This window comes from Stenotrophomonas sp. 85239_Sma, assembly GCF_056481725.1.
In genome coordinates this window covers 2,666,587-2,679,025 of record NZ_CM151163.1, presented here as the reverse complement: position 1 = coordinate 2,679,025, position 12,439 = coordinate 2,666,587, and the positions used below count along the sequence as shown (strand labels likewise).

Sequence of the window (12,439 nt, the reverse complement as noted above, 5' to 3'; positions counted from 1 at the left end):
ATATGAAGGTGGTTCCCCGCCGGGAGTCTAGCATGGGTGCGGGCGCCGCCAAGGGCGCCCGTCACGGCTCGATGTCAATAGACCAGCTGTGCTGCGCTGCACTGGATCGACTGCACGTTGACGTCGGTCCGGCCCAGTTCCAGGCCCAGTACGCTGGCCAGCAGGTTGGTCAGCAGGGTACCGACACTGTTTAGCACCGGCCGCAGCGCGGCCAGGATCGGCTTCAGCAGGGTACACAGCAGGCCGCTGCAGCTGACACTGCCGTCGGGGTTGGTGACGCCGCTGCCACCGGTGCCATCGAGGAAGCCTGCCGGCGCGGTCTGGATGTACGAGGCCAGGTTGTTGCGCACGCAGCCGTTGTAGTCGATCAGGTTGCCGAGCAGGCTGTCGCAGCGGTTGATCAGCAGGCCGCCAACCAGCGAGCCGAGCAGCCCGTCGAGGACACCCAGGCCCTGGCCGGTCACCGTGACCTTCAGCGCATCCCAGACCGGCCCATCCTTGTGGCAGGTGGTCAGGTTCAGCAGCCCGCACGCATAGGGCAGGCCGCCCGGCACGGTCCAGCTGTTGAGCGGTGCCAGCTGCTTGCTGGGATCGCCGTCGCGCAGCAGCGGAATCAGCTTGTCGACATCGTAGCGCCCGCCATTTGGGAAGGCCGCCTGCAGATAGCGGTCGGCCAGGGCCTTGGCGGTGTCGTTGGCGCTCATGCCCTGCTTGGGCGAACTGAGCATGCCGGACAGCACGCGAAGCAGTTCGTTGACCAGGCTCGACACTGCATCACCGACGGCGAGCGGGTTGATCCGGGTCGAGGCGGTCTCGCCGGCGGCCAGGGTCAGGTTCTGCGAGCTGGTCAGGGCGGGCAGGGTGATCCTGTCGTTGATCAGCGGCTGGCCCAGCAGCTTCAACAGCTGTTCGTTCTGCAGCGTGGCGTCGCAGACATTGTTCTTCGAGAAGCGCTGTGCGGGGTCGACGTTGCCGACGCAGGCACGCAGCACCGATGAATCGACCTGGATGGTCGCCTTGGGGGGACTGCCGCCGCACTGGATGCCGGTCAGGGTGCCCATGCCGTTGGCCACATCGACATGCAGCGGCAGGTGCAGGCGCGTGCCGAGCAGGTTCAGCAGCGGCCCCAGCGCGAACAGGTTGTTGCTGTCCACGTCCACCATCAGCCGTACCTGTGCATTGTAGGCACGGGTGCCGACGCCGCCGATGGCGATCGACGGTGGTTCGACCACGCCACCCTGGATGTTGATGCCCAGCAGGTCCAGCCCTTTGATCGTCACGCCGTTGCCATCGTTGGCGATGGAGATGGCGGTGTTGATCAGGTTGAGCACGTTGATCTTCGATTCCAGCGCGCTGCCGACGGTGCCATCGGGCGAGACAACTTCCGCGAACAGTCCACCGCCGCCGGCCTGGCTGCCGAGCGCGATGTTGAGCTTGTTGATGTCCAGCTGGGTGGCGACCAGGTCGGACAGGGCGCGCAGCTGCACGCCTACCGTCGAGTCACGGCCGACGACGGTGGCGGTGGCATCGACCAGTTGCGCCAGAGAGATCTTGTTGACCGACAGCAGGCGGTTGAAGTCGGCCACGCTGAGGTTGGCGCTCACCGGGATGTTGAGCGCCTTCAGCAGGCCGGATGGCGTGACGTTGGCCTGCGCCAGGCCGTCATAGGAGAGCACGGTTGCGTTGGTGACATCCAGGCCGACCAGGCGCAGCGTCGACAGCAGCACCGAGTCGCCGTTGGTGCGCAGCAGCTGCGAGCCAACCGCGAACACCGCCGTGGGCTCCGAGCGGCGGGCTACCGCCTGCACGCTGACGGTTGGCAGGCTGGTGTTCTGGCCGAAAAAGGGCAGCACGCTGCGCTCGGCGATCACCTGCACGGCATTGCGCGGGTTGCTGGCATCGACGCTGGTCACGAAACGGTTGCTGGTGCCGCGGCTGGCACTCCAGTTGCCGCAGCGGACCTGCAGGGTGCCTGCGAACCTGTTCTGGGCCAGCGCGCTTTGCCGGGCTGCGCTGTTGTCGCTGTTGTCCGGGCTGCACAGCTCCAGCCGCTGCGCGCCGGCCAGCGCGGCCAGGTCGGCCACCTTCTGCGCATCACGCTTGGCCCAGAACAGGTAGCCGACCTCGATCAGGCCCAGCATGGCCAGCAGCGCCAGCATGACCAGCATCATCGTGACCGACATGCCGCCGCGTGGGCGACTGAAACTGAACTGGCGTGGGCGTTTCATGGCCGACCTCAGCGTCCGGAGGAAGAGGCGTCCCTGGACCGGGCAACATCGGTCTCAAAGAAGTCCGGGATCTCGTGTTCAAAGCTCTTCAGGTAACGCGCATAACTCAGCGTGGCCTGGTCGCCCAGGATCGGCAGGCGCTGGCCGGCCTGTTGCCCGGACGCCTGCAGGCGGAACAGGTTGCGGGTGGCCTCGCCGCTCTGCAGGCGCGCACGCGGTGCTGCCGGCGGTGCAACGTCGGTTGCGGGGATTGCCGGTGGCGCCGCAGCCACGTCCGCAGATGCGGCTGGTGCGGCCAGCTCCACGGTGGGAAGCGGCTCGGCCTGCATCGGCGCTGTGGCCGGTGCCGACGGCAAGGGGCCGCCGAGCATCTGTCCGGTCAATGGCTGTTGCTGAGCCTGCACGGCACCCGCAACAAGCAGGCAGGACAGCACGGGCAACAAGCGTCGGATCAGGCGCATCGCGGTCATGGTGTGCTTCCGGTCGGGTGTTCGTTGGTGCTGAAGCGTTCCAGCATCGACGGTGGCAGGCGCTGCGGATCGCGCTCGTCACGTGCTTCGCGATGTGGTTCGGCTGCCAGCCGTGTGCTGCCCGATGCACGGGCGCTGCGTTCGACGCTGGCCGTGCGCGCAGGCGTGGGCGCATTGACGGCGGCCGCGGCCTGCCGCTGCTGCAGGCGGGTACGGATCTGCTGGGCCTGCTGCTGGATGCTGCGGCGGGTTTCGTCGTTGAGGTTGGCCTGTTCCGACAGGCGCTCTGCCGTGGCCTGATCGCCGCGCAGAACCGCCCACAGTGCGAGATTGGCAGTGGCCTTGGCGTTGCCTGGCGAAAGTTCCAGGGCCTTGGCCAGCGGCTCGCGGGCCTGGTCGAACTGGCCGGCGCGCAGCCGCGCATAACCCAGGTCGCCCAGATAGTCGGTGTTCAAGGGCTGCAACTGCGTGGCGCGCGCCAGGGCCTGTTCACTGCCGGCATCGTCGTCGCGGCGTGCAGCGATCAGGCCCAGGCCATGGGCGGCGGCAGCAGCCTGCGGCCCGCTGGACAGCTCGCGATACAGCGCGACCGCTGCGTCGGTCTGGCCGGTCTCGCGCAGTGCGTCGGCCTGCAGCAGGCGCAGGGCGGGGCGATCGCCATAGCGCTGGCGGAAGGCCTCCACGTGGGCCAGCGAGGCATACCAGGCGCCCTGCTGCTGCATGCGCTCGATCAGCTCCAGATAGGCGTTGCGGCTGTCCTGCGGATCGGGTTCCGGCGGCGCAAGGCTGGGCGCGCGCACGTATTTCGGCGTGGTCGAGGCGCAGCCACTGGCCAGGGCGGCGAGGGCGGCGGCAAGCAGCAGGCAGGAGGTGCGCAGGGCTGGCATCAGGGGGATCCCATCTTGGACATGGTGGTGGCCAGCGCGACCAGCGCCGGGCCGGCAAGCACCAGCATCAGTGCCGGCAACAGGGTCAGCATCATCACCACGGTCATCTTCACCGAGAGCTTGCCGACCTTTTCCTTCAGCGTGTTGCGTCGCTGTTCGCGCAGGCGGATGCTGAACTGGCGCAGTGGCTCCTGTACCGCGCCGCCGTGCGCATGCACCTGCAGGATCAGCTGCATCAGGCTGGCCAGGTCGTCATCGGCGTAGACCTCGCTCAACCGCCGCAGTGACTGCGCGCGGGTGCGGCCGTGGGTGTAGGCCACGTTCGCTTCCTGCAGTTCGCCGCCCAGTACCGGCAACGCATCGCGCAGCTTGTCGCCCAGCGTCTGCAGGCTCTGGTCCATGCTGAAGCCCACGCCCTGCAGCAGGCGCAGCAGGTCGATCAGCAGGGGCAGCTCGTTCTCGACCGCGCGGCGGCGGCGCTTGACCCACGACGACAGCACGAACTTGGGCAGCAGCAGCCCGCCCGCCAGCGCACCGATCACCACCATCACCTTGGACAGCCCCTGCGCGCTGCTGAACGCCAGCGCCAGGGCCAGCACCAGCAATGCAAGCAGCAGGCGCAGGCCCAGGTAGATGGCGGTGCCGCGGCGCGTGTTCCAGCCGGCCAGGTCCAGCAGCAGCTTGTCCTCGTTGGCCAGCAGCGCGGCCTCCAGGCGGCCACCACTGAGCGAGCGGCCGAAGCGCTCGAGCCAGCCCAGCGAGTCGCGGCGGGTAGCCTCGCTGTCGCGGGCTTCGTCACGCGGTTGCAGGGCGGTCTTCAGCGTGGCCGAGGTGCGCTGCTCGCGATGGCTGCGCACCCACCCGGCGATGCCCAGCAGGGCGACACCGGCCGCCAACACCAGCAGCGAGAGGGCGAACCAGGCCGTGGCACTCATCGGGTACCTCCGTGGCGGCTGCAAGCGGTCATAGCGACTTGGCCAAGCGGTACAGCAGGAACGCTCCGAGCAGTTCCAGGCCCAGTGCGATCAGCAGGATCCTGTGGCCGAGCGGGTCATGCAGCACTGGCTGGAAGAATGCCGGGCTGGAGATCGCCATCAGCACCGCACTGGCCGGTGGCAGCAGCCCCAGCACCCAGGCCGACATGCGCGTTTCCGAAGTGGTGGCCGCCAGTTCCTGCTGGGCCTGTTCCAGGTCGCGCATGAAGTCGCCCATGCGCTGCAGGATCTGGTCGGCACGACCGCCGATGCGCACGCTCACCCCGATCACCACCGCCAGCACCTTCAGCACGTCCATGCGATACGGCTGCGCGGCAAGGCTCAACGCGCGATCCAGGTCCATGCCGCTGCGCGCATAGCGCACCGTGGTGTCGAGCAGGCCACGCAGCGGCGCGCTGGTCTGCATCGAAGAAACCTGGAACGCAGCCTGCAGGCTGTTGCCCAGCGCAGTGAGGCGGACCAGGTTGTCGAGGAAGTCCGGCATCTGGTGCAGCAGCTGCGCACGCAGTTTCGTGATCCGGCGCATCACCCACAGCCAGCAGCCCAGCAGGTACAGCAGCAGGGTCAGCGGAAACATCCAGGCCGTTCCCAGCCGCATTGCCGCGACGACCCCAAGCACAAGGCCGGGCACCAGCAGCATCAGTGGCAGTTTCCAGCCCGGCTGCAGGCCGGCGCGCTGCAGCACGCCATCCCACGGCAGCGTGCGGTTCCCACTGCTGGCGGGGCGGGCTGCATCGTTGGCCGCGGCAACGGCAGGCCCGGCCGGTACCGCACCGGCGGCGCTGCCGCGCGCCAGCTGCTGCTCGGCATGCTGCAACGAGGCCTGGCGCTGCTCGCGGCTGCTGGCAGTGCCCCACAGCCAGACCGCCAGCGCCAGCAGCACCGAGATGATGCTCAACACGCCCAGCAGGAGGCCGGTGCCCATGTTCAGAAGTCCCCGTAGAGTGATTCGCGCAGCTGCTGGCGGAACGGCTCCAGCTTGTGCGAATGCGGATGGAAGCCCAGGCCGATCCAGCGGTCGGTCTCGCGGCCGGTGCCGTCGATCTGCACCTCGTGGCGGAACATCTCCTGCGTGGTGATCAGGTTGTCGCTCACCCCGGTGATCTCGGTGATCGAGACCAGCACCCGACGGCCGCTGCCCAGCCGCGAGATCTGCACGATGAAATCGATGGCGCTGGCGATCTGCCGGCGCAGGCTGTCCTCGCTGCCCTGGAAGCCGGCAAAGCCGGCCAGCATCTCGATGCGGTACAGGCAGTCACGCGGGGTATTGGCGTGGATGGTGGCCATCGATCCGTCATGGCCGGTGTTCATCGCCTGCAGCATTTCCAGCACTTCAGCGCCACGTACTTCGCCGACCACGATGCGGTCCGGGCGCATGCGCAGGCTGTTGCGCACCAGATCGCGGATGCTGACCGCGCCCTGGCCCTCGGCCCCGCCGATGCGGCTCTCCAGGCGCACCACGTGCGGATGGTTCAGCGAAAGCTCGGCGGTGTCCTCCACGGTGATGACGCGCTCGCTGGCCGGCACGTAGCTGGCCAGGGCGTTGAGCAGCGAAGTCTTGCCCGAGCTGGTGCCGCCGGAGACCAGGATGTTGCAGCGGCCCAGCACCATCGCTTTCAGCAGTGCCTGCATCGGCGCGTCGAACGTGCCCTTGGCGAGCAGCTCGTCGGGGGTGAACGGGTCCTTGCGGAACTTGCGGATGGACACCATCGGTCCGTCCACCGCCAGCGGCGAGATGATCGCGTTGAGGCGGCCGCCATTGGGCAGGCGCGCGTCGACCATCGGGTTGGAATCGTCCAGCCGGCGGCCGAGCGGCGCGAGGATGCGGCGCAGGATGCGCAGCAGGTGGGTGTCATCGGTGAAGCGCTGGGTGGCGCGCCTGAGCTGGCCACCCTGTGAAACGTGCACGTCCTTGAAGCCGTTGATCAGGATGTCTTCGATGGAGGGGTCGTGCAGCAGGTCGTCCAGCGGGCCGAAACCGGTCAGCTCCTTGACCAGCCCTTCCGCGACCACCTGCATCTCTTCCTCGTTGATCGGGATGCGCCATTCCTGGATGAAGCCCACGGTCTGCACCTGTACCCAGCGGGCGATGGTGTCCGGGGCCCAGGAATCGATGTCGATGCGCTCGTCTTCGATGCTGTTGAGCAGGTGCTCATGCGCAGCCGACAGCACCTTCTGGTACTGCTCGGTCTGCGCGAACGGCAGGTGGCCCGGCGTGCTTTCCAGCACGGGGCGGGCAACGGCGTGCGGGAACGGGGTTACCTTGTCTTCCATTGCGATCCACCCAGGGCAAGGGAGAGTCTTTCCCGCAGGCCATGCGGCTGGACCGGGCACGCGGCCGGATCCAGGCGCGACACGAGCGGGGCGAGGGCACGCAGATAGGGGTCGCGCGGGGCATCCTGCAGCAGCAGGTGGCCCTGGCTGGCGGCCAGGCGCACGCGCGGTCGTTCGGGCAGCGTCGCCAGCAACGGCACTTCGAAGCGGCGCGCGATCTGTTCCGGGCCCATGCCGCTGCTGTCATCGTGGCGGTTGATCACCAGCTGCAGGCGCTTCTCGCGCTCGCGCTGGCCCGCCAGGTGCTTCAGCGCCTGGTCCAGCGAGACCAGCGTGGCGATCGAGGCATCGGTGACCAGCCAGATCTCGTCGGCCTGGTCCAGCAACAAGGGCGGAAGCTGCCGCAGCGGGCAGCCGCCGGCGTCGCACAGCACGCTGGCGAACACGCCACGCAGGCGCTGCAGCAGCGCGCCAGGATCGGAGGGGGGAACGGCATCGCTGCCACTGGCACGATCCAGCAGGACCAGTCCGGAGTCATGCCGCGCCATGGCCGTGCGGGCGAGGGTGGCATCGATGCGGCTGGCATTGCGCAGCGCGTCTTCGTAATGGAATCGGCTGTCGAGATTAAGGTACAGCGCGAGGTCACCGGCGGGCTGCGCCAGCTCCATCAGCAGGCCGTCCTGCTGCAGGGCTTCGCCTTGGGCCAGCGCGCGCGTCTGCTGCGCCAGCACCGAAAGATGCGCGGCCAGGGTGCTGGTGCCGACGCCGGCGCGCACGCCCAGCAGCACGATCAGGCGTGCCTTGTGCGCGTGCTGGGCAACCGCTGCCGGCCGCGGAGACAGCGCACGCCGCAGGGCCGCCTCGATGCCTGCGTCGTCACTGTCCAGGTCCAGCACATCGCGCAGGCCCGCGCGCAGCGCGATCACCACGCCTTCAACCTGGCCGGCGCTGGTGGCGCCCACCGCCACCAGGGGCAGGTCCGGTTGGGTCTGCTGCAGCTGCTGTGCCAGTACGCTCGAGGCGGCCGCATGCTCGGGCCGGAAGTCGAGCAGCACCAGGCTCTGCGGACCGCGTTGCAGGTCCTGCGCGGAGGTGGGTGCGTTGCTGTCCTGCCAATGCAGGGCAGTGCTCGGCGGCAGCTTGGCGGCCAGCCGGGGCAGCAGTTCGCGATCCATGCCATACAGGACCAGGTTCATCGGGGGTCCTTGCGGATGCAGCGGCTGGGCAGTGGCGTAGGGCATGGGCGTGGTATCGCAGGCATCATGGAGTCAGCGCGAGAAACCGGGCACAGGGTCCTGGCTGACCGGACCCAGCAACCAGGAACCCCACTCGGGAAGATGCGGCTTGGCTTCGCGCTCGCCGGGCAGCGGCAGTTCGGTATTGCGCGCCAGCGGCTGCACCAGGCGCGGGGTGACGATGATCACCAGTTCCTTGTCCTGGCGCTTGTAATCGAAGTTGCGGAAGAACGAACCGATGATCGGCAGGTCGCCCAGCAGCGGAATCTTGCTGACGTTGGAGACGATGTTGGAGCTGACCAGCCCGCCGATGACGAAACTCTCGCCATCGCCCAGCTCGACGGTGGTGTCGGCGCGGCGGGTAGTGATCGAGGGGATCTGCACGTTGTTGAGCACGATGGCATTGCTGTAGTCCAGGTCGCTCGCTTCGGGCGCTACCTTCAGCGCGATGCGGTTCGCTGCCAGCACGGTCGGGGTCACGGTAAGGCCGATGCCGAACGGCTTGTAGGTGATGGTGGTGGTGCCAAGCCCTTGCGGTTCCAGGATCGGCAATTCGCCGCCAGCCAGGAAACTGGCGCTCTGCCCGGACAGCGCCACCAGCGTCGGCTCGGCCAGTACGCGGGCCATGCCATTGCTCTGCAGCAGTTCGACGTCGGCGTTCCACAGACCCTTCGTCGAGCCGAAAACAAGGCGGAATGCCGAGGAAATCGGCGAGACGGCCTCGTTGCTGCTGTTGCCTTCCTTCATGCCGGGCAGCAGGCCGGTGTTGCCCGGCAACCCGGTACCGGGCCGCGCGAAGCCGTAGGCGAAGCCGCCGTTGCGGTTCTGGAAGTTGATGCCGATCTGCTTCATCGCGGTCTTGTTGAACTCGACGACCTTGACCTCGACCTGGACCACGCCGCCACTGCTGATGGTGGACGTATCGGCAAGCGCACCGTCCTTGCCCAGTGCCATCGCCGCCGTGCGTTGTTCCTGCATGTGCGAGAGCACGCTGTCGGTGCTTCCCTGCAGCAGGCCCTGCTGGTCCTGCTGGGTGAACACCAGGTCATTGCCGCCGGTGCTGGCAGCACCCTGTACAGCGCTCTGCACCCGTACCGTCACCCGTTGCGGCTCGGCCTGCCTGCGGTGCCACAGCAGCAGGGTGGTGGTGCCGGGCATCTTGCCCACCAGCAGCGCCTGGCGCTGGCCACGCAGCATCACGATGTCGGCCACGCCGGGGTCGGCAATGGCTACCCGCTCCAGGTCGGCCGGCAGGTTCCAGGGGCGCTGCTCACGGGCCTGCAGCACCAGGTCATCGGCGGCCACGCTCGTTGCCGGCGCCAGCAGCACCAGCAGCAGGGCCAGCCAGCGCTGGCGGGGGGAGATGCGTGGACGGCGGCGACGTTCGGTCATGGATGCACTCGATGCAGGTCAAAGGGAGCCACGGGGGGCGGAACTGTCGCCACGGATGATCTCGATGCCCGACGCGCGCGGGGCGCTGCGACGTGGCGCCGGCGCGCGCGCCGGTGCATCTGCAGTGCTGCGTGGCGGAGTGCTGCCGCGGCCGGCCAGCGCATCCCCGTCGATGCCGGCGTAGGCATGGTTCTCCGGGCGCTGAAGTGCCAGCTGCTGCTCCGCATCAAGCCCACGCAGCGGATCGATCACGCCGCGTGACTGCGGGAACAGCGCCAGGTCGGGCAGGCCGGTGTCGGCGGGATTGCGCAGGGCCAGGAACAGCTTGCCCTGCTGTGCACCCAGCAGCAGGCGATTGGCATCGGCCACGGGGACGGCGAGCACCGCGCTGCGCGCAGGTTGCGGGGCGTCATTGCTGTTGTTGCTGCTGCCGCCGCTGCCGGTGATGTCGGCCGCGCGCGGGTCGTTGCGGGTGTCGACCGCGGCATTGGCGGCGGCCTCTGTGGCAACGGGCGCGATGTCCTGCTGGCCATAGCTCAGCACGCGCAGGCGCGACAGAAGCAGGCGCGCCTGCGCGGCTTCGGCGGGGCTGTTGATGTTGGGCTGGGCATTGCGCAGGTTGAGGAAGACGTCGACGAAGTCACCGGGGACGATGCGGTTGCCGGCACCGACCAGTTCGTCCACGGGCACGGCCAACGCGCGCTCGCCCGGCCGCAGCTGCAGCGAGAAGCCCTGTGCCAATGCGTTGCTGCTGACCGGGCTGCCTTCGGCGATGTCCTGCACCGGCACCTTGCCGACTACGGCGGCGATGCTGGTGGCGGCACCGGCGACGGGTGAGGTGCGCTGGGCCAGCCGCAGGCCACTGGCGCTGATCGGCTCGCCCGCAGGCAGGCGTGCCACCGCTTCCACCACGGTGATCGCCTGCGCCTCGTCATGGGCGATTGGTGCGACCGTGACCGGTTCGGCCGGTTTGCGCCCGATCATGAAGGCGATCAGCGCCAGCAGCACGGCCAGGCCGATCAGGGCGACGGCAGCGATGCGGGTCAACTTGAGCATGGAACCGTCTCCAAAGTACCGATCATCAGTTGCCGCTGCCGAGATCGAGCTGGGCGACCGCGACGCTGCGGATGGGAGCCTGCATCACCCACTTGTAGAGCGTGGCGGTGCCGGGCAGGAAGGGATGGCTGGCGTAGTCGTAGCTGACCGTCACGGTCATGCACTGGGCCGTGGCCAGGCCGGCGCACGGCGCCTGTGCCGACACCACGATGGCGTTGCTGCCCCCCGTGCTGCAGTCCACGTTCTGCTTGGAAAACTGCAGCAGCCATTGCATCGAGGTGCGTGCGGCGACGCAGGCGGCGGTGCGTCGTTCGCCGGCAGTGCCGTAGCGCAGCGAGGCGCGCGCGCCTTCGGCCGAAGCGGTGGCCAGGGTCTGCTGTGCCGCCATGATCATCACCCCGGAGAAAGTGAACAGCAGCAGTGGCAGCAGGCCGAGCATCAGCATCAGGGCAAACTCGATGCTGGCGACCCCGCGTTGCAGGCGTGGGCTGCGGATGTTCATGGTGCACCTCCGTAGATGCCGGCCAGCACCCAGCCGATGGCGGCGAGTGCCAGGTAGGCTGCATAGGGAATGCCACGTCGTCCCTGGCGGGCAGCCTGCATGTCGCGCAGGGCCGGATGCGATTGCCATTGCGAGCTGGTGCGATTGACCTGCATCTGCAGGCGGCCGGGCAACAGGACGCCCAGGCGCCGGCCAGCCAGCACCAGCACGGCGTGCACCCCGGCGGCGAGGCTGGCAACCAGCCAGACCGGCAGCAGCGCCTGCCAGCCCAGCATCAGACCCAGCGCGCCGAAGAACTTCACGTCACCGGCGCCCATCCAGCGCAGGCCATAGAACGGCAGCAGCGCCACCAGGCCGAGCGCCGCGCCGGCAACGTGGGGCAGCCACGGCTGGCGCGGCGCGCTGAACTGGCCGGCGACGATCACCGCAGTGGCGATCACGCCTGCAGCGATCAGCCAGGTGTTGGGTACCCGACGTGCATACAGATCACTGATCGCAATCCGCAGGCACACGCCGATGGCCAACAATCCCAGCAGTGTCATCGCACACTCCATCGCCCGTCACTGGACGGCCCTGACCAGATTCCATGCCCCCCGCGCTCGCGCCGCTGCCAGCCGCACGCAGTCGCCGCTCAGGTTGTCGAGCCGGACGCCTTGGTGGCCAGTGCGGAGAGGTTCTTGAACAGCGTTTCGAAGAACCCCTTGATCTGGTCGTTGCCGACCGCGATCAGGATGCCGGCGATGACGGCCGCCAGCAGCCCGTACTCGAGCGCGGTGACACCGTCTTCTTCCTTCAGGAATTTGCGGATCGATGCGTTCATGACCTATGTCTCCCTGTACCTGTCTGCGGATGCAGTACACCTGCGTTGGGCGGTGGCCCGGCTCCGCCGGGATCGTCCGTGGGCCTCCGCGTCCTGGCGGAGGAGGCGCGGCGGGATGGACCCGCCGTGCTCAAGCAGGGTGATCGTCTCCAGGCGGGACACCGGTCGCACGGTCGCGACCGCACGGCGCGGGGCCGGTGGTCGAGGCATCCAATGATGCGTGCGTGGTCATGCTGTCCCCCTGGGTGCGGCCAGATCAGATGGCCGGATCACCGTGATATCGACTTTGCCTGAATGGCGGTGGGCTGCAACTGGAACCTATATGCAAATTCGGCAGAAACCCCGCGATCCTGAAACTTTCAGGCTGTTTCTGTGACGAGAATCCGTTCGCAGGCAAAACGATTCATGGTCGTGCAGATAATGTGATTCCATTTTCAGGGCATGCGAAAACCGTGCCACTGGCCCCGACATTTTCTTCATCTGTGTATCTATTTTTATCATTCCTGTCTGCGGGTTTACCTTTGCGGATTATTGGGCATACTCGCATTCAAGCTATTGCATTTCCCTGGTCGGCCGCCTC

General features: G+C 67.9%; 12 protein-coding genes. All 12 read right to left on the bottom strand.

Annotation, left to right across the window (positions count from 1 at the left end):
• Positions 1–74: 74 nt before the first annotated feature.
• Positions 75–2,228, bottom strand: coding sequence for a TadG family pilus assembly protein (locus tag ACYKG1_RS12535; RefSeq protein WP_262226805.1), 2,154 nt, complete (start codon positions 2,226–2,228; stop codon positions 75–77).
• An 8-nt stretch (positions 2,229–2,236) separates the two neighbouring features.
• Positions 2,237–2,698 (bottom strand): DUF3613 domain-containing protein, encoded by a 462-nt coding sequence (locus tag ACYKG1_RS12530; RefSeq protein WP_262084351.1) that lies wholly within the window; start codon positions 2,696–2,698, stop codon positions 2,237–2,239.
• The gene (locus ACYKG1_RS12525; protein WP_262084350.1) at positions 2,695–3,585 is read right to left on the bottom strand and encodes a tetratricopeptide repeat protein; all 891 of its coding nucleotides are present in this window, start codon (positions 3,583–3,585) and stop codon (positions 2,695–2,697) included. Before ACYKG1_RS12525 ends, ACYKG1_RS12530 begins: the two co-directional genes overlap by 4 nt.
• A complete protein-coding gene (locus ACYKG1_RS12520) occupies positions 3,585–4,520 on the bottom strand; it encodes a type II secretion system F family protein (protein WP_100473033.1) in 936 nt (311 codons plus the stop codon). Before ACYKG1_RS12520 ends, ACYKG1_RS12525 begins: the two co-directional genes overlap by 1 nt.
• Positions 4,521–4,548: 28 nt before the next feature.
• Positions 4,549–5,505 (bottom strand): type II secretion system F family protein, encoded by a 957-nt coding sequence (locus ACYKG1_RS12515; RefSeq protein WP_100473031.1) that lies wholly within the window; start codon positions 5,503–5,505, stop codon positions 4,549–4,551.
• A gap of 2 nt (positions 5,506–5,507) precedes the next feature.
• Entirely contained in the window at positions 5,508–6,854 is a 1,347-nt protein-coding gene (locus ACYKG1_RS12510; protein ID WP_100473029.1) for a TadA family conjugal transfer-associated ATPase, read from the bottom strand.
• Positions 6,839–8,095: a CpaE/TadZ family protein gene (locus ACYKG1_RS12505; RefSeq protein ID WP_100473026.1), complete on the bottom strand. Its 1,257-nt coding sequence runs from the start codon at positions 8,093–8,095 to the stop codon at positions 6,839–6,841. The genes ACYKG1_RS12510 and ACYKG1_RS12505 overlap by 16 nt, the downstream gene beginning before the upstream one ends.
• Positions 8,096–8,122: 27 nt before the next feature.
• Positions 8,123–9,481 (bottom strand): type II and III secretion system protein family protein, encoded by a 1,359-nt coding sequence (locus ACYKG1_RS12500; RefSeq protein ID WP_478470648.1) that lies wholly within the window; start codon positions 9,479–9,481, stop codon positions 8,123–8,125.
• Positions 9,482–9,499: 18 nt separating this feature from the next.
• Positions 9,500–10,537 (bottom strand): Flp pilus assembly protein CpaB, encoded by a 1,038-nt coding sequence (gene cpaB, locus ACYKG1_RS12495; RefSeq protein ID WP_478470647.1) that lies wholly within the window; start codon positions 10,535–10,537, stop codon positions 9,500–9,502.
• Between the two features lie 25 nt (positions 10,538–10,562).
• The gene (locus ACYKG1_RS12490; protein ID WP_100473003.1) at positions 10,563–11,039 is read right to left on the bottom strand and encodes a TadE/TadG family type IV pilus assembly protein; all 477 of its coding nucleotides are present in this window, start codon (positions 11,037–11,039) and stop codon (positions 10,563–10,565) included.
• Positions 11,036–11,581 (bottom strand): A24 family peptidase, encoded by a 546-nt coding sequence (locus tag ACYKG1_RS12485; protein WP_100473000.1) that lies wholly within the window; start codon positions 11,579–11,581, stop codon positions 11,036–11,038. The genes ACYKG1_RS12490 and ACYKG1_RS12485 overlap by 4 nt, the downstream gene beginning before the upstream one ends.
• Positions 11,582–11,670: 89 nt before the next feature.
• Positions 11,671–11,859: a Flp family type IVb pilin gene (locus ACYKG1_RS12480; RefSeq protein ID WP_014037517.1), complete on the bottom strand. Its 189-nt coding sequence runs from the start codon at positions 11,857–11,859 to the stop codon at positions 11,671–11,673.
• Between the last annotated feature and the right edge of the window lie 580 nt (positions 11,860–12,439).